The following is a 22,133-nucleotide window of genomic DNA, read 5'->3' as shown; positions in this document are numbered from 1 at the left end:
GCTTGCTCCTAGCCTTTGTTTGCTTGCATCACTGCTTCAATGTCACCAATGGTTTTAGGAACCGAAATGGTCAGGTTTTCATGGCCATCTTGAGTGACAAGTAAGTTATCTTCGATACGAATACCGATGCCTTTATATTGCTCTGGTGCTTTTGCATCTTCGCTAATATATAAACCCGGCTCGATGGTGAGCACCATGCCCGGCTCAAATACGCGCTCTTTTTCATCAAGCTTATATTCGCCAACATCGTGTACGTCTAACCCAAGCCAATGGCCAAGGCCATGCATGTAAAATGCTTTGCACGCTTGGTTTGCCATTAGCTCATCAAGCTCACCGGTTAAAATGCCTAAATCAATAAGCCCTTGCGTTAATACCGTTGAGGCTAATTCATTCGCTTTCGATAAACTACCGCCTGGCTTTACTTGGCTAAATGCTGCTTCTTGAGCTGCTAATACAATGTTGTAAAGCGCCGCTTGTGGTTCGCTAAACTTGCCATTGATTGGGAAAGTACGTGTGATATCTGCCGCATAACCTTCAAGTTCACAGCCAGAATCAATTAACACTAAATCGCCATCTTTTAGCTCAGCATCATTTTGTGTGTAGTGCAAAATGTTGGCGTTATCGCCACTGCCGACAATCGTGCCATAAGCAGGATGACGAGCACCATTCATTGCATAATGGTGGTGAAGCTCAGCTTCTAATTGGTATTCAGTTGCACCAGGTTTGGCAAACTGCATAGCGCGAATATGGCCTTGTGCACTAATTTCGCACGCTGTACGCATAATGTTTAATTCTGCGTCAGATTTAAACAACCGCATCTCATGCACTAAACCACGAATATCTTTAATAGTATGTGGGGCTTTATAGCCTTTTTTAGGTGCGCCGCGAAGGGTGTTTAATAAATCCCAAACCTTTGCATCGAAATTTGCGTAAGTGCCTTGTGCATAAAATAAAATCTGCTGGCCGTTCACCAAATCTAATAATTGTTCATCTAGTTCACTAAGTGGGCAAGTTGCGTCGAATAAGTACTCAGATTTAGCTTTTTCGAAGCCAATTCTACGGCCATGCCAAATTTCAGCTAGTTTATCTTTGTTACGGCAAATTAGGGTACTTGGTGTATCGCTTGACGGGCAAAGCACTAAAACCGCATCCGGTTCGTTAAATCCTGTTAGGTAGAAAAAGTCACTGTCTTGACGAAATGCATATTCAGTATCACGGCTACGTGTTACTTCTCCTGCCGCAGGAATGATAGCCACGCTATTTTTATCCATCATCGCAAGCAAGCGCTCGCGACGGGCTTTAAATTCAGCTTTATCGATTGCAATAGACGACATGCTAAACCTCTGTAATTTGATTAGTGAAGGGTCTTCTTAGGGTTTTTATCTGCTGGCTCTTTACCTAACTCAGCAAAACATAACAGCGCAGAAACACGCACATACTCAATCACTTCGTGCAGTGCTTGGCTGTCTTCTTCGGTCTCTTCAAACATGGTGTCTAGGCGGGTAATTTCACTAAAATCGCTGATCACTTCTTTCACATCAGCAGATAACTTGCCGTAATCTTTTTGTTTTAAACCAAAACCAAGCATAAAACCCGATACCCAAGATACTAAGCCATTGGCTAAATCGATCAGTGTTTCGTCGTCGCTTGGTAAGAATAGGTCAAATTGAAATTCTTCATCGCTGAAGCTGGCAACAACCTGAGAATACACATCAGCAAAAAATGCTTTTAAATCTTTATTGAAGGCTAAGCCATCGTTAAATACATCGCTTAATAAACCTAAGTATTCGTCGGCTTCGATATTGATGCCACAGGCTAATAAACCACTGATCACACCATGGGCTTCTGCTGGTGCGACAAAAATTTCATTCTTTTCTAATAACAATTGGGCTTGTTGGTAATCAGGTAACGTGCTCATAACTTTTTCTTTGTTCGGCTAAGTAACGCCATGCTACCACTCGATAAATCGCAACTCCAATTAATTGTATGATTGAGGTCAAAAAGCAATCTGAAAAGTAAATAAGCAGTTAAAGGTGGGGAAAAACTACGCGAACGATCCGCTTTTTTTACTTCTATGGTTTAAGGATTGAAACTTGTCTTATATACTGAAGGTGTTCCCTAGGGTGCAGGAGCTTGGTTAAGTCCCTGAGCCGATAAATTTTATGTTAGGGTTTCTGTTCGTTTACTATTGTGCAAGCTCGGCATGTACCGAGAAGCCTACGGTAGACCGCAGATCCCCGCCCTGAAACCTCAAGGTTTCAGGACTGACACCGGGCACCGCATACTTGGGGAACACCAACAAGCTATCAGCTATCAGCTATCAGCTATCAGCTATCAGCTATCAGCTATCAGCTATCAGCTATCAGCTATCAGCTATCGAAAATCTTCCCTGTAGTTTTTCTCTTGTACAAGAACTTATTATTCTTATTCACGCGAAATAAATTTCACGCCTACGGTGCTAACTTTACTCTTTCACCTTGCTAACTCGCTAACTGACTACCTTATATGTTTTATCTGATAGCTGACGGCTGAAAGCTGATAGCTCCTGTGCGTTGGGTTTCGCTCTACTCTAACCAACCTACGAGCTAATGAGTCAAGCACTGTGGGTCGTCATTTATAACGACACATAATCGTTTAATTGACGGGCTAAAGCCCGACCTACGACTTACCCGTTATTTAAGAAATACCGCGCGAAATAAATTTCACGCCTACATCTAAATTCAAAGACCCGCACGATCGACTTAAAGCTTTTTATCTGAAAGCTGATAGCTCCTATGTGTTGGGTTTCATTTCACTCTACCCAACACACATGTTTTCAACCTATCGCCCCCTACTTAAACCATCCCTGAAAGCGCTCCATTAATAGGTAATTAACTGGCACTAATAGTAAGGTGATTAGCGTTGCGAAGATAATCCCAAAGCCAAGGCTTACAGCCATTGGAATAAGGAATTGTGCTTGCGTTGCTTTTTCAAATAACAACGGCATTAAACCAATAAAAGTGGTTAAACTGGTTAGCATAACTGGGCGAAAACGTGCCGCCCCTGCAAGCTTAACGGTTTCCAGTAAATCACCGCCCTCTTCACGCTTCTTATTAATAAAGTCAACCAGTACCAATGAGTCATTCACTACAACGCCTATCAAGGCTAGCATGCCAAGTAGGCTCATAATGGTTAACTCCATGCCCATTACCCAGTGACCCATTACCGCACCTATCATGCCAAACGGAATAACACTCATCACAATTAATGGCTGCATATATGATTTAAACGGTATCGCTAATAACGCATAAATAATAAAGAATACAAACACCAGGCCCCAAGCGAGTGAACCAAATGATTCACGCTGCTCTTTGGCTTCACCTTCGAGCGAGTAATCAACACCAGGGTATTGCACCATTAGCTCATCTAAGTAAGTTTTTAAGTCTGCTTGCAGTACTGTCATATTGGTATTTGATTTTTCAACATCGGCTGTCACGTTCAATGTGCGATAGCGATCAATACGATAAATAGACGATGGACTTTGCCCCGGTACTAAGGTTGCCACATGCGACAATGGCACTGTGCCACCTGTTGGGGTTTTAATTAAAATATCTGTTAAATCAGCAACAGAGCGACGCTCTTCAATTGGCAAACGCACCATTACACGCACATCATCGCGGCCACGTTGAATACGTTGAACTTGCGCACCAAAGAACGAATTACGCACTTGTTGCGATACATCAACACGGTTTAAACCAAGTGCCAAACCTTGCTCTGTTAGCTCAATTTGCAGCTCGTCTTTACCATCTGACATGCTATCGGCAATTTCGTAAACAGTTGGGTAAGTAGCTAAACGCTCTTTTACCTTTTCTGCTACAGCTTCAAGGGTATCGATTGAACTGCCACTTAGCTGCACATCAATAGGATCTGAACTGCGACCAAATTCAGCACGGAAAGTTACACTCTCTGCGCCCGGTATAATACCAATAAGGTCACGCCATTCACTGGCAAGCTCTCGAGAGCCAATATCTGATTCACGTTTTTCGGCTGGTGTGATTTCAAAGCGCACACTACCTGTATTTGATGAACCACCACGGCCACCTGTGGTTGCCAAAATATTTAAAATCACGCTTTGACCATCTTCATCGCGATACTTGTCTTGTAGCTCTTTGGCCTTATCTGACATATCGATGATGTATTTGTTGGTCACTTCAAACGGTGTTCCAGCAGGGAATGTTAGCTCTGCGCGAACGGTTTCACTTGGAATACGCGGGAAGAATATAAACTTTGTCCAACCGCTGGTGATCAGGGTCAAAATGATAAAGAAAATACCCACGAACAAGCTAACCGTTGCTAATTTGTTTTTTAGCGCAACATTTAGTAGCGGCTGGTAGTACTTCATAATGGCGTGTTCAAAGCCATCGGCAAAACGCTGCTGAAACTGCTGCAGTTTTGACGGGTTACTTTTTTCACTTCGTAGTTTTAAGTACTTTAAGTGAGCCGGCAGAACAAATTTAGACTCAATTAAAGAGAACAGTAATACCGGAATAACGACAACAGGAATTTGCGCAAATAAGGCACCACGGTTACCTTCGATAAAGGCTAATGGTAAAAATGCTGCAACCGTTGTAAGTACACCAAAGGTAACGGGGGTCGCAACTTCTTGCGTACCACGTATAGCAGCTTGCTCACCACTTTCGGCTGTTTTTAGGTGGGTGTAGACATTTTCACCGGTCACAATGGCATCATCAACAACAATACCAAGTACCAAAATAAAACCAAATAAACTCATAACATTAAGCGTAATACCAAAAATTGGCATCGCTAAAAACGCGCCCATGAATGACACAGGGATACCAATAAACACCCAAAACGCAATGGCAGGACGCAAGAACAAGGTAAGTAATGCAAGAACTAAAATGCCACCCTGAATAGCATTGGTTGTTAGCGTCGCAATACGGCTTTTCACTATTTCAGAGTCGTCATCCCAAAAGCTTAACTCAAATCCTTCAGGCAGCTGACTTTGATGCTCGGTAATGTAATTTTTTACCGCATCAGCAACTTCAATCGCACTTTGCGGACCAATACGATACACATCAATAAATGCCGCTTGCTTACCATTGAAGCGAGTACGGACTGGGGTTTCTTCGAAGTCATCGGTAATACGGGCAATATCACCTAGGCGAATAATGGTACCATCAGCTTGGTACTTCACCACAACTTGGGCAAACTCATCTTTACGATAGGCTTGGCCTTTTGAACGAATGAGTACATCTCCCCCTTCGGTTTTTAAGTTACCAGCAGAAACATCGGTACTTGAATTACTAATTGCTGAAGAAATGTCCGATAAGCGTAAATCATATTGGCGTAATGTATCTTGGCTTACTTCAATGGCAATTTCGTAATCTCGCACCCCACTTAGCTCTACCTGAGTGATTTCTGGCAAGCGTAATAAGTCATCACGTACATGTTCGGCATATTCTAAAGTTTCTTTTTCGCCGTATTCACTCGACACAGTAACCGCTATTACTTCACGAGTGCGCTGTGCAAGGGCTACAACCGGTTTTTCGGCATCAACCGGAAAAGTATTAATGGCATCAACCCGGCTTTTAATATCGGCTAATAGCTCCCGTGGGTCATAGCCGGTATCGACTTCAATTGATACAGAGGCAGAGCCTTCTGATGAGCGGCTAGTTATGCGCTTTACGCCTTCGAGATCTTGCACCGCTTCTTCAATACGGATAGCGACACCTTTTTCAACATCTTCAGGTGTTGAGCCACGTAGGGTCACGCTAACACTAATGCGGTCTGCTTCAAATGATGGGAACACTTCAAGTGGTATTTGCGTCGATACGCTAAATAGCCCCGCTAATAAAATGCTGATCAGCAATAAGTTTGCTGCAACATGATTCTTTGTAAACCAAGCTATCATTATTGCGCTCCTTGCTTACGAGCAGCGCGGCGTTGTTCAATTAATTTTTCAACGGTAATACCTTGCTCTTTTGCTTGCTTTTCAAGCTCTTCACGGCTTGGACGCTGTGCTTTACCACGTGTAGCTTGATACGCTTCGCTTCCCATTACCGTCACTTGGGTACCTGAGCTAACTTGACCAAGCGGCGTAATCACTAAGTGATCTCCTGCTGATAAGCCTTCGGCAACCATAGCTTGAGTCGCGTTTTGCCAAGCCAGTGAGATGTTTTTGCGACGCAACACACCTTGCTCTTCAACATAAACATAGGTGCCTTGATCAATAGCACTGTTTGGGATCACAATGACATTTTCAATCGCCTTGCCGGTAATTTGCGCTTTGATGTACTGACCAATTTTAATTGGGTATTGATTAGCTGAAGTGGCTTTGTAAGGGTCATTAATTTGTGCAACCACATAAAGCTGCTGCGCGCTTTCATCAATGGCACCTTCGGTGCGAATAACTTGACCTTGCCATTGCTGTTTACCAACAAGATCTGAGCTAAATTTAACGAGTGAACCGGCACTATTTTTAGCACCATCACGAAATTGTTCTGGTAAGTTAATGAACGGCAGATCTTTATTTTTGATTGGTAAGCGAATTTCAACACGGTCAATGGCATAAATACTGGCAAGTTCCATGTTATTACTCACCACCTGACCTAAGTCTACGCTGCGGCTTAAAACTCGCCCCGCGTATGGAGCAGTGATTTTTGTACGCTCTAAATCAAGTTTCGCTTTTTCAAGCGTCGCTTGGGCAGACAATACACTTGCTTCGGCTGCTGCAAGTTGTGGCTTACGCAGTACCAGGCTACTTGCTTGTTCGCCCTTACCTAAGCGCTCCCAATCGGTAACTGCTTGGCGACCACGAGCTTGCTCTTCGAGTAGGCTTTGCTCAGCGGTTAATAAAGCCGCTTGTGCTGATTTTACTTCGGCGCGGTGATCTCTATCATCTAGTTGCAACAACACATCGCCTTTTTCGAAAAAGCCACCTTCACGAAATTGCTCACTAATTTCGATAATTTGCCCTGAAGCCTGCGCGACTAGCATACTTTGCGTGCGTGGCTTTACGGTGCCAAAACTATCAATCATCACCTGATAAGTTTCTGGTGTTAGGGTTTTAACAGCCACATTCACTTTTGCTTTTGGCGGTGAAGAAAAGCGGTTTGCTTGAGGCGGGTTGCCTTTAATAAACATGACAAGCAGTACCGTCACAACGATCACTACCAATGGAATTAAAATTTTACGTGTCTTGCTATTCATGATTATTGCTCTGCTACTTCGCTGTTTGCTTCACTAAAATCACCACCAAGGGCAATATGTAAGTTGATTCTGTTGATAATTAATTGGTTTTTAAGTTCGATTACCGAACTTTGCGCATTGAACGAACGGTCTTGTGCATCGAGTACCGTGGTGTAGGTAACTAAACCACTTTGATATTGTTCAAACGCTAATGCCTCTGCGGTAATGGCATTTTCTTGCGCTTCTAAGGTTTTTTCGTAGCGTACTTTAAGCGCTTGCTCTTGGCTGATGGCTGTTTCAACATCGTTAAAGGCATCGTAAAGTGTGGCAAGATACGCCTGCTCTTGGCGCTTAACGTTTAACCTTGCTTGTTCTTCATTGGCTTTTAAGCGACCACCTTCAAAAATTGGCATCGAAATACTACCAAGCAGCGACCACGCTAAGCTTGAAGGCGAAAATAAGTCGCTCACTCTATCTGTGCCATCACTGATTGATGCAGAAAGATTTAAGCTCGGAAAACGCTGTTTATGCGCATAAGCAAGCCCAGCGTCGGTGCTAAGCAATTGATACCAGCTTGCCATTAACTCAGGTTTGCGAGTGATAAGCTCTGAAGGTAAACCAAGTGGAATGGCACTGTCGAGTAGAGGTAAATCTGCACTAACGCTTAACGCGCCAGTTGGGTATTGGCCTGTTAAACGCTCTAAATCACGAATTGATTTAGTTAACGTTGCTTGCTGCGCCGCTATATTCGAGCGCTCAGTATTTAGCTCATTCCGAGCAAGATAAACATCAAGCGCTTCATTTAAACCTTGGCGATAACCTGACTCAATAATATCTAAATTTTTTTCTGCGTTTTGCTCACGCTGCTTGTATAGTTCAAGTAATTTGTGATTCGTAATAACATCAAACCAACCCGCTACCACATCAGCAACTAATTGTTGTTTGCTTTGCTCAAATGTGGCTTTTTCAGCTAGGTATTCAAGATTTGCTTGTCGTTCTGAGGCTGATAATTTACCCCATAAATCAACTTCGTAGCTTAATTCTAATGATGCTGAGCTGGCGTTGTTATAACTAACAGGGCGGTTATCTTTACTACGGCTCGCACGTGTTGATAAATCAAGGCTTGGCCATAAATCAGCCCCAGCAGCAATAAGCTGCTGCTCTTTAATCGCGACATCATAGCCCGCTTGTAAAATCGCTTGGTTATGGGCTAATGCTTGCTCAACTAAAGTAAAAACTTGAGGGTCGTGTAATTGCTGCAACCAGTTATCTTCAACAGCAAGCGCTTTGTCGCTAGAAGGGAGTTGCTGCCATGCACTTGGTACTGTCTCAAGCTCAGCAACTCGTTCATTGTGAGTCGGCTGACTCGCACATGCACTTAGCAAAATTACACTTAAAGCCAATAAACTCGGCTTATATTGCCAATTCATTCTAAAAACCTGAAAAACATCTATTTATGAGTGTAATTCAAGCACCACGTTAAGTTTTGCTCAACTGACTTTACATAACATTACACTGCCTGACATTTGACGACGATGAATGGTAGGAAAATGGAGGTAAGTTGCGAGTTGCGAGTTGCGAGTTGCGAGTTGCGAGTTGCGAGTTTTCAAAATTGTAGCCGCGATTTTATATCGCGTAGAAATGGTGCTAGGTGCTAGGTGCTAGGTGCTAACAGCATAGTGTTGGTGTTGGTGTTGGTGTTGGTGTTGGTTTTGGTTTCGTAAAGGGGTCACCCTACCAAATCGAATTTTTTGTTCGGCGTTTAAGCGCCTCCTACAGCTAAAAGCTTCTAGCTTTTTTGTTTTAATCTAACTTCTAACCACTGATATCTAATAACTCCTTTTTTCGGCGTTAAAACGCCTCCTACAGCTCGTATCTCGGGCCTCGAAACTCGTACCTTTACTCTTTCCCCTTTCTAACTCGCTAACTTTTCAATCTGATAGCTGACGGCTGAAAGCTCTTTAAATTTCACGCCTACGGGAAGTAAAATCGTGATTTGGAGGGGGTAAAACAAAAAAGCCTCGCGATTGCGAGGCTTTTAATTAATGGTGCCCAGAGGCGGAATCGAACCACCGACACGAGGATTTTCAATCCTCTGCTCTACCGACTGAGCTATCTGGGCAATATTTAGTTTCATGCAGAATATCCATAAGGATTTTCAATGCAATTCCCGATGGCTCTACCGACTGAGCTATCTGGGCATAACAAAAAGCTAGATGCTTGATGTTTAAATAAATGGTGCCGACTATCCGAGTTGAACGGATGACCTACTGATTACAAGTCAGTTGCTCTACCAACTGAGCTAAGTCGGCACACTGAATTTGTGTACTATGCACTTAATCACGTTGTGATTATAAATAATGGTGCCCAGAGGCGGAATCGAACCACCGACACGAGGATTTTCAATCCTCTGCTCTACCGACTGAGCTATCTGGGCAATATTTAGTTTTATGCAGAATATCCGCAAGGATTTTCAATGCAATTCCCGATGGCTCTACCGACTGAGCTATCTGGGCAAAACAATTAGCTAAATGCTAATTATTAAAATAAATGGTGCCGACTATCCGAGTTGAACGGATGACCTACTGATTACAAGTCAGTTGCTCTACCAACTGAGCTAAGTCGGCACACTTAAATCGTGTGCGTTGTGCACTATAATCACTTTAAAAGAGATTATCAAATAATGGTGCCCAGAGGCGGAATCGAACCACCGACACGAGGATTTTCAATCCTCTGCTCTACCGACTGAGCTATCTGGGCAAAATTTAGTTTTATGCAGAAAATCAACAAGGATTTTCAATGCAATTCCCGATGGCTCTACCGAGTGAGCTATCTGGGCATTTTAAACTTTCGTTTAAAAATAAATGGTGCCGACTATCCGAGTTGAACGGATGACCTACTGATTACAAGTCAGTTGCTCTACCAACTGAGCTAAGTCGGCACACTAAATCTGTGTGCTTGGCACGATATTGATGTTTAAATCATAAGTTAAACACCAATATACTAAATAATGGTGCCCAGAGGCGGAATCGAACCACCGACACGAGGATTTTCAATCCTCTGCTCTACCGACTGAGCTATCTGGGCGTGCGGCGTATTAAACGGGTTTTGCCTTCTCAAGTCAACTTTTTTTTGAGGATTCTAACTGTTTGCACAGTTTTCAATCAAGATTGCTGATTTCAATAGTTTTTAGCTTATTTAACCAACAACTTTTATGCTTTTAAATTGACTCTCATCATAAAAGAGTTACCTCTGTTAAAAACGTGATGAATTTTTCTTCACAGATGGTAGGATTGTCTAAATATCAAGGAAATGTACCTAGCTGTAAAATTGTTGGATAAGAACCATGCCAAGTAAATCGAATTCACCTGTAAAAGGCTTACTACCGCTTTTTATAATTACGAATCTCGTCATCACCCTGTTAGCGGTCGTTGCTTTTTCGTTTTATCCAACTAATGATGAAGCACCAGTAAAAGAGTTGCAGCCAAATTTAACGGCCATTCAAGTTTCAAATCAATTGCGTGCCCCCCTTGTTAGTGCTTTAACAATGCCAGGGCAAGATAAAGTAAAAGAAGTACTGGATTTAAGCTTACTTCTTAATACTGGCTTTGATTACTATTTATATAGATACGAGTTTAACGGTGATGTTTCTTTAGTTTATGCAAACAACAAAGAGCTTATTCAACCCACTAAAGTCAATCAACAACTAGCTGAAAAAACACTAATACATACTGTTCTTGAATTTAATGACCAGCCTGTTGGCGAGTTAATTGTGAAACAACACCCTATTGAGCAGCCTATTACACAATCTTCTGTGCTTTCAATCGGTCTTGCTGGCTTAACGCTTCTAGCTTTAATTATATTATCTTTTGCCCTGAGTATTTTTATCAATAAGCGTTTTAGTAAAAGTAGTTCATCGTTAAATAAAGAGCTAAAAGCTATTACTGACAATGCGGACTACCAAGGGCAAGTAACTGAAACCCTTGACTTTGGCCTAGACTCTGTCGCAAAGCATGTAAATCAATTACTTAAAAAAGTTGAATCAGCAATTACCGAGAACAAAGCAGCACAAGCTGATTTGCAAAAATTACAAAACAGCCTAGAGACAGAGGTACAAAATCGTACTCTCGCTCTTGAGCAAGCAACTCTAAAAGCTGAACAAGCAAACGAAACTAAAACCACTTTCTTGGCTACCATGAGCCATGAGATTCGCACCCCAATGAACGGTGTTATTGGCACAATTGATTTACTTCGCCAAACAGAGCTTGATGGGGCGCAACATAGACTAAGTACAATTATTCGTGATTCTGCATTTTCGTTATTAGGGATATTAGATGACATTCTCGATTTCTCGAAAATCGAAGCGGGTAAATTAAATATCGATAACATTCCTTTTTCAGTATCTGACACGATTGAAGAAGTTGCCCGTGTTTTATCATCGGTTGCCAAAAAGCGTGACCTTGAACTAGAGCTCGCTATTGCGCCCGATATCCCAACAAACCTAATTGGCGACACGGTACGAGTTCGCCAAGTACTTTACAATCTATGTAGTAATGCAATTAAGTTCACTAGCACAGACGACAAGCAAAAAGGTCATGTAAAAATTTCGGTGGAGGTTGCACAAAACACCACTGATCACTACACATTACGCTTTAGTGTATTAGATAACGGTAAAGGGATGACGCAAGCGCAGCTTCGCGAAATATTTAATCCATTTATTCAAGCTGAAGGGTCAATAACCCGCGAATACGGTGGCACAGGGTTAGGTTTATCGATTTGTAAAAGCTTAACCGAACTAATGTTGGGTACAATTTCTGTAACCAGTGACTTAGGTATTGGCAGTGAGTTTGTCGTTGAATTACCTTTTAGTACGCAAGGTAAAGTTGATTATGCTCACAAACAAGTCATGAAAGATCAAAGAGTTGTTGTGGTCTCTAATCATGACGGTCGAAAAAAATTACTGACACGTTATTTATCATTTATGGGGGCAACACCAGTTATCGCCCAAAACAATGAGCAAATTGAAGTTGAGCAGGACCGAAAAGAGCTGATTTGGATCCTTGATGGGATCGAAACCATGGAAGATATTAACTATATCTTACGTCGCTTACTTTACACTTTAGAAGATAATAATCAGCAAGTTATCGTATTAAGTAGATTAGATGAAGCTGCCGTAAATCATAAGAATATTTTTTATCTAAATGCAGTACCATTATGTAAGTCAAACTTTATGATGTCACTTCTCGTAGCAGCTGGGTTACATAAGCCTAAACACATTTCTTCTACCAAATCATTTAACGACTACCTAAGTGTTGATAAGGCTCGTGAAGAAAACAAGTTAGTACTTCTTGTTGAAGATAACGTGCTAAATCAGCAAGTGCTGACCGATCAGCTACATCTACTAGGCTATGGTGTTGAAATGGCTGAAAATGGTGAGAAAGGTTTAGAAGCATGGCGTGAAGGTAAGCACTCTATTATTTTAACTGATTTACACATGCCAAAAATGTCTGGTTACGATATGGTAGAAAAAATACGCCATGAAGCATCGCAACTTGAAGATATCAACGCCCAGCCTTATGTAATTGCTATAACAGCTAATGCGCTTAAAGGTGAAAAAGAGCGTTGTTTAAGCATAGGCATGAACGATTACATTACAAAACCTGTTGAGCTAAATGTGCTTGAAGGAACACTTCATAAATGTGCTTATAAAGCAAACCCAGAAGCTGCAAAATTGGAAAGTAAAAAACTTACAACACCAATTGATATGGATGTGCTAGGTAAATATGTCAATGATGAAGCGAAGAAGCTACGTTTCTTTAAGATGTATTTAGAACAGAGTAATCAACTCAGTAAAGAGGTAAACGCTGGGGTTATAGAATATGATTTAGATAAAATTATCACTTCTTGCCATCAGCTAAAGTCAATTTCGAAAACCATAGGAGCAATGAAGGTTGCTGAGCTTGCCGCTGGATTTGAACAAACCTGCAAAGAAGGCGAGCCTACAAGCGACGAATTAATTGCACTTAGAGATAGTTTCGAAATTGAATACTCTAAGGTGGCTCAGTTCTTAAAAGAACAAATTAACAAAGCCGAACAAGAAGCTGAATAATACAGATCAAAAAGGGCCATTACGGCCCTTTTTACTTTTGATTATGCGCTTATTTTTCTGGTGGACGGTAGCCTTCTATTTCTACGTCTTTACCTTCAAATAAGAAACCCACCATTTGCTCTTCTAAAAAAGCACGGTGCTCTGGGTCCATCATGTTCAGGTGTTTTTCGTTGATCAGCATTGTTTGCTTGTGTTGCCATTGGCCCCACGCTTCTTTACTGATGTTGTTGAAAATCTTTTCACCAAGCTCACCTGGGTATAGTTGGAAGCCTAAGCCTTCAGCTTCTTTTTGTAACTTTTGACAAAATACTGTACGTGCCATAATTGCTCTCTACTCTTATTGCGTGATGCTATTGTAATCTATTGCGCTTAATTGTTTAACCAGCTTTTTCGTTGGTGCAGCAAGACCAACCTCAACAGACTCATCAAGCGGATACCAAACCAGTTGTCGTTCATTAATGAGATCTGGAATGCTCGGCAAGGTTAAAACATGTGGATTGATGGTTAGCTCAAAATGCGAAAATACATGGGTAAAGGCTTCAAGTGCTTGCGTATTGTTTGATAAACCATGCTGGGCTAAAAATGTTTCTAACTCAGTTAATTCGCTAAACTCAAAAAAGCCAAACAATCCACCCCATATCCCTGAGCTTGGGCGCTTTTCCATAAGCACTTTATTGTCGCAGGCTAGAATGAGCTGATGGCATGACTTTTTCGGTACAGCTTTTTTAGGCTTTGAATGCGGGAACTCTTTTACTTTACCTTCTTTAAAAGCAAGGCATTTACTATTCAAAGGACAAGGCTCACAGTCAAACTTACTACGTGAACAAAGGCTTGCACCTAAATCCATCATTGCCTGATTAAACTCAGTAACCGACTCTTTAGGCGTTAATTGCGATGATAATGACCAAAGTTGATTTTCGACCTTTTTCACTCCGTACCAGCCTTCAACCATAAAAAAGCGTGCTAGCACTCGTTTAACATTGCCATCTAAAATTGGATGATGTTGACCAAGCGATAAAGACAAGATAGCCCCTGCCGTTGAACGACCAATACCCGGCAAGTCCATTACTTCTTCAAGCGTAGTTGGAAACTCACCTTGGTAGTTATCACGGACTATTTTTGCAGTTTTATGTAAGTTACGCGCTCGGGCGTAGTAGCCAAGGCCAGTCCAATGGTGTAACACCTGATCTTCATCGGCATTAGCAAGCGCAATAATGTCAGGAAAGCTTTGCATAAACTTTTCAAAGTATGGAATAACAGTCACCACTTGAGTCTGCTGTAGCATGACCTCAGAGATCCATACCTTATAAGGGGTTTTATTTAACTGCCAAGGGAGAGTTTTACGGCCGTGAAGGTGGTACCAGTCAACCACTTGGTTTGCAAACCAAGTTGACTCCTTATTGCTTAAATTCAAAATAACATCTTTACTTGCTGAAGCTCATTGCGGCCAAGTCTATTGCAGTTGGTTAGGCCAAGCAAGTCGAACAGCCCCTACTTTGCCTAAATAGCTAGCATATGGCTGCAATATTAATCTCATAAGATAAACAAGCCCAGACTATTGTACTCAAGGCGCAGGTCAGGGATAATACGCACCCTTTTTCTATCGTCAGTATTTTTATCAGGCCAAAATATATGAGTGACTCAAGTAACCCAAACCTCGAGCAAGCAAAGCAAGAGGGTAAATATATCCGCACGATTCGTAGTTTCGTAAAGCGCGAAGGTCGCCTCACAAAAGGCCAAGCGGCAGCCATCGAGAAGTGTTGGCCAACGATGGGCCTTGAGCATAAAAATGGCATGCTAAACCTAAAAGAAGTGTTTGGTAACGATAACGATGTGGTACTAGAAATCGGTTTTGGTATGGGTAAATCGCTAGTCGAAATGGCTAAAAACGCACCAGAGCTTAACTTCATCGGTATTGAAGTTCACCGCCCAGGTGTAGGTGCCTGTTTAATGGATGCCGACGAAGCAGGTGTAACAAACTTACGCGTATTCGAACACGATGCAGTTGAAGTTCTAGCTGATTGTATTGCCGATGAAAGCTTATCTAAGCTGCAATTATTCTTCCCTGATCCATGGCATAAAAAACGTCACCATAAGCGTCGTATCGTACAACCAGAGTTTGCGCAAAAGTTACGTAGCAAATTAAAAATTGGCGGTGTTTTCCATATGGCGACTGACTGGGAAAATTATGCTGAGCATATGCTTGAAGTAATGCAAGTTGCTGAAGGTTACAAAAACCAATCAGAAACTAACGATTACGTTCCTCGCCCAGATTCACGTCCACTGACAAAATTTGAGCAGCGCGGTCACCGTTTAGGTCACGGCGTATGGGATCTAATGTTTGAGCGTACTAAGTAACAAAAGGTAAAGCAGCATGAGTAAGTTAACCAACCCAAGTTTATTATTGCTTCGAAATGAAGACGAACTTGTTGGACAATCGATTTTAGTGGTTAACTTTGAGCAAGATGGCTTCTTACGCGAACTTAAAACGCTAAACCCTGACGCAAAAATTACTGCGTTCAGTTATAACCACGCAAATGCCATGTATGCTAGCAAAATTGCCGGTGTACATGCTGTGGTTAGCCACACTATTCCAGATAATAACTACGATTTAGTTATCTATTATTACCCAAAAGCTAAGCCCGAAGCACAAATGTGCCTCGATAACATTCGTGCTGTTTGTAATCAAGACGCGCAACTATTTGTGGTAGGTGAAAATAAAAGCGGTGTTAAATCAGCAGAGAAACAACTAAAAGATCACTGTGGTTTTAGTAACAAAATCGATAGTGCCAAGCACTGTATTTTGTATTTATTCTCTGAGCTTACGCTAAACGATAACTTTGCTATCGGTCGTTATCATAAGCAATTTCAAGTGAAAGCCGGCGATATTGAATTTACGGCGATTAGTGTGCCGGGCGTATTTAACCACGGTGCGCTTGATGTAGGTACCGCGGTACTTCTAAATAATGCGCCAAGTATTAGCAAGGGTAAAGTGCTCGACTTTGCATGTGGCGCAGGCATTATTGCTACTTATTTAGGAAAAAAGCAGCCTGAGCTTGAGTTTGTATGTAGCGATGTAAGTGCTCTTGCTACTTACGCCACAGAGCAAACACTTGCATTAAATAACCTTAAAGGCCAAGCGGTATTAAGTGATGGCTTATCTGATATTAATGGTAAATTCGACTTAATCATCAGTAACCCTCCTTTCCACACCGGTATTGCCACTGATTACACCATTGCCGAGGCATTTCTTAGCTCTGCAAAGCAACACTTGAGTAAGCAAGGTAAACTGACCATAGTTGCAAACAGCTTCTTAAAATACCCACCTATTTTAGAAGCGCAATTTGGCCAATACAGTACCGATTTCAAAAATACAAAATTTGCAGTTTACTCAGCTAAATAAAAGTTGAGTAAATAGCTTATTCGTAGCAAAAATATTTTTTAAAATATTTAGTTACTTTTAAATGTCTTTGCTAGACTAAACTCTTACTAATAAAATAAAAATTTAGGCTTTCTATAGCGCATGTCAATTTTATCGGCACAAACGAGTATTCGTAAGGCATTAACTAATGCGGTTATGCTTGTTACTGCGTTGTGCTTGTCTTTGTCTATCTCTATTTCGACCTACCTAGACGTAAAAGAACAAAAAGCCTTAATTGTCGATAAAATAACTATTCTATCTGAAATTATTGCATATAACGCCCAGGTCACAGTGTTATTTGATGATAACGAAACTGAAACAGAGCGCCTAAAATCTTTCGAGACAGTGCCGCTCATTAAAAACATTCACATATACGCAATTGACGAATTATCGAATGAGCCTGTTTTTTTCAGCAGCTTTAACGCCAATAGAACTCCGCCAGTTCCTATCAAAGTAAACAGTATCAGCGAGCTGTCTGAGCCAAAGTTTAAAGATGATGTAATAGAATTAATAAAACCAATCAAATATGAAGGAGAAGTGATTGGCTATGCCTATGTTCGTGGTGGCTTAGATAGGCTCAATCAGTATATTAACCGTAAAATCTTTATTGATATTTTACTAACCCTATTTGTTTTAGTGTTGGTGTATTTTGTTGCTCTGCGTATTCAAAAACGTATTGCGAACCCAATTGATGAACTGAGTAACTTGCTTCAAGATGTGTCAAAAAACCATAACTATGACACTCGCGCACAAAAAACTAATGTCGATGAAATTAATCAGCTTTCTAGCAGCTTAAATATCATGCTTGCCCGAACCCAAAAGCAAATCGAGCGCCACGAAAAAGACAAACAAGAAATAAAACAGCTTAACCAAAGCCTTGAAGAGAAAGTAAATCAACGTACTATTGCCTTGCGTGAGGCTAACCAAGAACTACTCAATACACTTGAGCGTATGCATCAATACCAAAATCAAATAGTAGAAAATGAAAAAATGGCTTCTTTAGGGCAAATGGTTGCAGGTGTAGCCCATGAGGTAAATACACCTATCGGCTTAGGTATTACGGGTTCAACTTTGCTGCGTGACAAGCTGGCAGAAATCAACACGCAGTTTGAGCAAAAAACACTCACCTCAGCACATTTAAAACGCTTTATAACTGATGGCATTGAAAATCTAGATCTTATCTATCGCAACTTAAACCGAGCCGCAGAGCTAGTCTCAAGCTTTAAGAAAGTGGCAGTTAATCAAGATGTCGAAATAACCACTAACGTAAACTTATATAATTTATTAAATGATGTGATTATGTCGATGCGCTCAGAAATACAATATCGCAATCCTAAAATCACGATTAACTGCAATAATGACTTTAGTATTGAGACTAAATCGGGACCATTACAGCAGGTGTTACAGCAGTTATTGAGTAACTCTGTGATCCATGGTTTTAGCGACGAGCTTGATAACGAGATCACCTTTAACGTTGAGCGCAATGAAAGCAGCTTTATTATTCACTATTTCGATAATGGCGTTGGTGTTGAAAAGACGATTCGAAAACGTATTTTCGACCCATTTGTGACAACCAAACGAGGCGAAGGTGGAAGTGGACTAGGTATGCATTTAGTTTATAACCTGGTAACCCAAGCCTTAGGCGGTACAATAATTCACGATGAGTTAAATACCGAGGGTGCTCATTTTATTATTACTCTCCCCTTATCTGAAGGTAATGCATGATGAAAATCATATGTTGCCTTTTTGCTTTTGTTATTTACGCCACCCCGAGTTTTGCAAAATCACCAGAACAAGTAAAATCTGCGTTTTTATATCAAATTGCTAAGTTCACTAAGTTTACTGAAAGCATGGATCCTCCACCTATTTCTTTCTGTTTTTATAATGTAGAAACAGGGCCTGGGTCGTTCCTAAAGGACAAAAGTGAACTGCAAATTAACAAAAAACCTATCAACGTTATTTTAGTGAAAAAAACTCAGCAAATTTCTGAACTTTCTCAGATTTGTGATATCACATACATTGATGAAACATTAGAAAATGATATACTTCCACTTTGGACCGATACAATTTCATTAAATACTTTAACGATAGGTGAAAGTATTCGCTTTTTAGAGAAAGGCGGAATAGCCTCTCTGGTTCAAGAAGGAAATAAAATCCGACTGTATATCAATAAGCAGCACGTATTGCAGCATAACTTTAAAGTGCAATCTCGATTGTTAGCTATGGCTAAGTTTTATCCAAATTGATTTTACTTGTTAACAATTGGATCTAATCCTATAATCTCTAGTATTCGGTTTTGCTTGATAATACCGAATTTTTGTAAATAAAATTTCCGAAAAGGTTAATATACAATGCAAACGCCAGTCATTCTGATCGTAGAGGATGAAGACGTAACTCGACTAAACCTCGTTAGTTTATTTGAAGCCGAAGGTTACAAAGTTATTGAAGCCATTGATGGCGATGATATGCATGACAAGCTTACAAATAATGATGATGTGAACCTTGTAGTTATGGATATCAACCTACCAGGTAAAAACGGGCTTATTTTAGCGCGTGAATTACGTCAAAAACGTAATGTTGGTTTAATTTTCTTAACAGGTCGTGACAACGACGTTGATCGCATTTTAGGTCTTGAAATTGGTGCTGATGATTACATCACAAAACCATTCAACCCTCGCGAATTAACTATTCGTGCTCGTAACCTTATTTCGCGCACAGCATTAGGTGGCGAAGAAGCGAATATTGAAACAAATGGTGTTATTACATTTAACGGTTGGGAACTTGATGAAAACAGCCGTTGTTTAACATCTCCAAGTGGCGACGCTAAGCGTTTACCTAAAGGTGAATACCGCGCACTTCGTTTAATGCTCGATTCACCAGGCCGTATTTTCAGCCGTGAGCAATTAATTAAGCACATGACTGGCCGTGAGCTTCGCGCAAATGACCGTACTGTAGACGTAACCATTCGTCGTATCAGAAAACACTTTGAAAGCGATAACAGCACCTCTGAGCTGATCAGCACCATCCATGGTGAAGGCTATCGTTTCATTGGTAAAATCGACAGCTAATTAGAATTAATCTTCTAACTGCTGTAAGAATAATTGGAGGGCGTCACGCCCTTCATTTATTTTAACTGCAAGTTCATCAAGCCACTGTTGTAACTCTTCACTACTTTCTTCAAGCGCGCCGTGTTCCATCTTCTTAGCATGTAACTGCACATCGTTTAAGCCTACAGAGCCAGCTGCACCTTTCAATTTATGCGCCACCGATTTGTATTCTTCTCTATCATCTTCAGCTAACGCATCTGCTAGCTCAGTTTGATACTGAGGGTTTAACTTATTAAATAACTCACAGCTACGATTAAAAATAACCAGCCCCATTGAGCCTACAAAGTCTTCGATGGTTTCTATATCGAGAAGCTCAACACGTATACCCGATAAGTCTTTTTCCGTCACGGCTTTAATTGGCTCAGGCTGACAATTTTGTTGCTGTTTTATATCAAATAGCTCGCCGAGCATTTTATCGAGTTTTGTGGTGTTGATAGGCTTAGCGAGTGCACCTTGAATATTAATACCCGCAAGTTCTTCTTCGGCACTACGCACGTTGGCAGTCAAGGCAACGATTGGCAGCTTATCAAAGTGCTCATCATCACGAATTTGACGAGCAACTTCATCACCATTGATGTCTGGTAATTGCATATCAAGTAAAACGAGGTCTAAGTCATCTTCTGTGTAGACAAACGACAGCGCATCTTCACCTGTTTCAGCCCAAATAACTTCGTGGCCACGCTGCTCAAGTAAGTTGGTAGCAATCTCAGCATTTAGCGGCACATCTTCAACTAAAAGAATATTTAAGCTGCGTACCGCATAACTTTGCTCAGCTGGCGCAATACAAAGCTTAAGGGGAATTTCGACAACAAAAACACTGCCCTCACCTTCAGTACTGCTGACATTGATTTCACCTTTCATCGCAGTAACAAGTGCTTTAGTTACTGCAAGACCAATCCCTGAACCAATTGCATTGGTGCCTTTGATATCAGGTGCCTTATAGTACATGTCAAAAATACGGTGCAGCTGCTCTTGAGGAATGCCTTGACCGGTGTCGCTTACACGCATCACTAACCAAGGCCCATCAGCGCGATTCTCACGGCGACATTCAAGCTCAACATGACCCTGTTGGGTGAACTTAACCGCATTATTGATGAGATTCCAAACAACTTGACGTAAACGAGTCGGATCAAGTGACGCATAAACGTCTAACGTACCTTTGCGTTTAATATTGAACTCAAGCCCCTTTTGCTCAGCAATTAAGCCTGCAAAGTTCACCACATCATTTATAAAGTCGGCCACATTGACAGAGTCAGCAACAATATCAAGCTGCTCACGATCAATTTTATCCAAGTCGATAATATCGTTAAATATATTGCCAAGGGTTTCGGCACTTGAGAATACCGTGTTACACCAACTACGTTGTTGTTTATCAAGTTCTGTATCTAGCAACATGCGGGTTAAACCCACTATACCGTTAAGCGGTGTTCTTAGTTCATGACTAAGAGTCGCAATGAATTTACCTTTATCTTTGTAAGCCGCTTCAAGGGCCTGAGCCGCCTCTTTACGGCTGGTGATATCACGGCCAAAGGCAAGTAAACCAATGTACTCACCTTTTTCATTAATAAAGGGTAACTTACGCATCTCAAACCAACGCTTTTCACCATTAACAGGGTATTCAACGTCAAGTGTAAGAGCTTGGTGAGTTTGAGATACTTTTTTGTCGGTGCGAAGTACCTCCGGTAAATAATCACTTGGATAGATTTCTTCGACACTCTTGCCGATTAACTCATCGCTGCTTTTACCAATCACTTGTTCGAACATTTTATTACAGCCAGCAAACACACCATTGTTGTCGCGGTAATAAAACAAATCGGGAGATGAGTCGACAATAGAGCGTAATAGCATGCCTTGTTGAGCTAGTTCTTGTTGAGTTTTCTTACGCTCAGCAATTTCGCGTCTAAGTTCTTCTATTGCTCTGTGCTTAGCATGAAACGCCATTTTACGTTCATCAATCTCTTCGTTTAAGCGACTGATATTGTCTTTTAGTGTTTGATTGAGCAGTTTTTCTTGTTTGGTTGCGCTATCTAGATAACTATAAGATGCTTCTAACTGGCGAATAGAATTGAGCAGCACTGTTATTAATATCGGCGATACTACTGCGGTAAAAAACAACACAGCTAAAACATCAACTAAAGTTACCGTACCGACTGCTACATAATAAAACATGCACGATAAAATCAGCGACATGACCAGTAATAAGGCATAACAGGCAGCGGCAGTTTTAAACTCACCGTACTTAGAAATAAAGCTTGAGAGTGTGCGAGCCCAGGGACTCAAAGAAGAATCAATCATATATTAAAGCTTA

At 41.1% G+C, this 22,133-nt stretch carries 14 protein-coding genes, 7 tRNA genes and 1 other RNA gene; 7 read left to right on the top strand and 15 right to left on the bottom strand.

What is annotated here, in order from left to right:
* Positions 1-8: 8 nt before the first annotated feature.
* Entirely contained in the window at positions 9-1,334 is a 1,326-nt protein-coding gene (pepP, locus tag BIZ38_RS10865; protein WP_138602358.1) for a Xaa-Pro aminopeptidase, read from the bottom strand.
* A gap of 20 nt (positions 1,335-1,354) precedes the next feature.
* Positions 1,355-1,918 (bottom strand): UPF0149 family protein, encoded by a 564-nt coding sequence (locus tag BIZ38_RS10860; protein WP_054551315.1) that lies wholly within the window; start codon positions 1,916-1,918, stop codon positions 1,355-1,357.
* 194 nt (positions 1,919-2,112) lie between these two features.
* On the opposite strand from BIZ38_RS10860, the gene ssrS reads away from it, so the two are divergent.
* Positions 2,113-2,296: non-coding RNA, 6S RNA (gene ssrS, locus BIZ38_RS10855), on the top strand.
* Between the two features lie 534 nt (positions 2,297-2,830).
* Here the strand turns inward: ssrS and BIZ38_RS10850 are convergent.
* From BIZ38_RS10850 to BIZ38_RS10805, 10 genes are all read right to left on the bottom strand, one after another.
* Positions 2,831-5,911 (bottom strand): efflux RND transporter permease subunit, encoded by a 3,081-nt coding sequence (locus BIZ38_RS10850; protein WP_187490259.1) that lies wholly within the window; start codon positions 5,909-5,911, stop codon positions 2,831-2,833.
* Positions 5,911-7,209 (bottom strand): efflux RND transporter periplasmic adaptor subunit, encoded by a 1,299-nt coding sequence (locus BIZ38_RS10845; RefSeq protein WP_187490258.1) that lies wholly within the window; start codon positions 7,207-7,209, stop codon positions 5,911-5,913. Before BIZ38_RS10845 ends, BIZ38_RS10850 begins: the two co-directional genes overlap by 1 nt.
* 2 nt (positions 7,210-7,211) lie before the next feature.
* Complete coding sequence (locus tag BIZ38_RS10840; protein ID WP_187490257.1) at positions 7,212-8,618, bottom strand: TolC family protein; 1,407 nt, start codon at positions 8,616-8,618, stop codon at positions 7,212-7,214.
* Positions 8,619-9,234: 616 nt separating this feature from the next.
* A tRNA-Phe gene (locus tag BIZ38_RS10835) sits at positions 9,235-9,310 on the bottom strand.
* Between the two features lie 114 nt (positions 9,311-9,424).
* Positions 9,425-9,500, bottom strand: a tRNA-Thr gene (locus BIZ38_RS10830).
* Positions 9,501-9,549: 49 nt separating this feature from the next.
* A tRNA-Phe gene (locus BIZ38_RS10825) sits at positions 9,550-9,625 on the bottom strand.
* 114 nt (positions 9,626-9,739) lie between these two features.
* Positions 9,740-9,815 (bottom strand) — tRNA-Thr (locus BIZ38_RS10820).
* Positions 9,816-9,872: 57 nt separating this feature from the next.
* Positions 9,873-9,948, bottom strand: a tRNA-Phe gene (locus tag BIZ38_RS10815).
* A gap of 105 nt (positions 9,949-10,053) precedes the next feature.
* Positions 10,054-10,129, bottom strand: a tRNA-Thr gene (locus BIZ38_RS10810).
* 70 nt (positions 10,130-10,199) lie between these two features.
* Positions 10,200-10,275: transfer RNA gene (locus BIZ38_RS10805), tRNA-Phe, on the bottom strand.
* 259 nt (positions 10,276-10,534) lie between these two features.
* On the opposite strand from BIZ38_RS10805, the gene BIZ38_RS10800 reads away from it, so the two are divergent.
* Positions 10,535-13,297, top strand: coding sequence for an ATP-binding protein (locus tag BIZ38_RS10800; protein WP_187490256.1), 2,763 nt, complete (start codon positions 10,535-10,537; stop codon positions 13,295-13,297).
* A 49-nt stretch (positions 13,298-13,346) separates the two neighbouring features.
* Here the strand turns inward: BIZ38_RS10800 and BIZ38_RS10795 are convergent, their stop codons facing one another.
* Positions 13,347-13,619, bottom strand: a complete 273-nt coding sequence (locus tag BIZ38_RS10795) for an oxidative damage protection protein (protein ID WP_036970432.1) — start codon at positions 13,617-13,619, stop codon at positions 13,347-13,349.
* 15 nt (positions 13,620-13,634) lie between these two features.
* Positions 13,635-14,711, bottom strand: coding sequence for an A/G-specific adenine glycosylase (gene mutY / locus BIZ38_RS10790; RefSeq protein WP_206004068.1), 1,077 nt, complete (start codon positions 14,709-14,711; stop codon positions 13,635-13,637).
* Between the two features lie 218 nt (positions 14,712-14,929).
* Between mutY and trmB the strand changes: the two genes are divergently transcribed.
* The 5 genes from trmB (at position 14,930) to arcA (ending at position 19,786) form a co-directional block, all read left to right on the top strand.
* The gene (trmB, locus tag BIZ38_RS10785) at positions 14,930-15,655 is read left to right on the top strand and encodes a tRNA (guanosine(46)-N7)-methyltransferase TrmB (protein WP_054551299.1); all 726 of its coding nucleotides are present in this window, start codon (positions 14,930-14,932) and stop codon (positions 15,653-15,655) included.
* A 16-nt stretch (positions 15,656-15,671) separates the two neighbouring features.
* Positions 15,672-16,700 (top strand): 16S rRNA (guanine(1207)-N(2))-methyltransferase RsmC, encoded by a 1,029-nt coding sequence (gene rsmC / locus BIZ38_RS10780; protein WP_054551298.1) that lies wholly within the window; start codon positions 15,672-15,674, stop codon positions 16,698-16,700.
* A gap of 120 nt (positions 16,701-16,820) precedes the next feature.
* Entirely contained in the window at positions 16,821-18,443 is a 1,623-nt protein-coding gene (locus BIZ38_RS10775) for an ATP-binding protein (protein ID WP_187490255.1), read from the top strand.
* The gene (locus BIZ38_RS10770) at positions 18,440-18,964 is read left to right on the top strand and encodes a YfiR family protein (protein WP_228290684.1); all 525 of its coding nucleotides are present in this window, start codon (positions 18,440-18,442) and stop codon (positions 18,962-18,964) included. The genes BIZ38_RS10775 and BIZ38_RS10770 overlap by 4 nt, the downstream gene beginning before the upstream one ends.
* A gap of 105 nt (positions 18,965-19,069) precedes the next feature.
* Complete coding sequence (gene arcA / locus BIZ38_RS10765; protein WP_054551295.1) at positions 19,070-19,786, top strand: two-component system response regulator ArcA; 717 nt, start codon at positions 19,070-19,072, stop codon at positions 19,784-19,786.
* 6 nt (positions 19,787-19,792) lie between these two features.
* Here arcA and arcB read toward each other — a convergent pair whose 3' ends face one another.
* The gene (gene arcB / locus BIZ38_RS10760) at positions 19,793-22,120 is read right to left on the bottom strand and encodes an aerobic respiration two-component sensor histidine kinase ArcB (protein ID WP_138602046.1); all 2,328 of its coding nucleotides are present in this window, start codon (positions 22,118-22,120) and stop codon (positions 19,793-19,795) included.
* Positions 22,121-22,133: the final 13 nt, after the last annotated feature.

This window comes from Pseudoalteromonas sp. BZK2 (genome assembly GCF_014349195.1).
Lineage (GTDB): Bacteria > Pseudomonadota > Gammaproteobacteria > Enterobacterales > Alteromonadaceae > Pseudoalteromonas > Pseudoalteromonas simplex.
The sequence above is the reverse complement of the archived record's forward strand: the minus strand, read 5'-3'. Positions and strand labels throughout refer to the sequence as shown.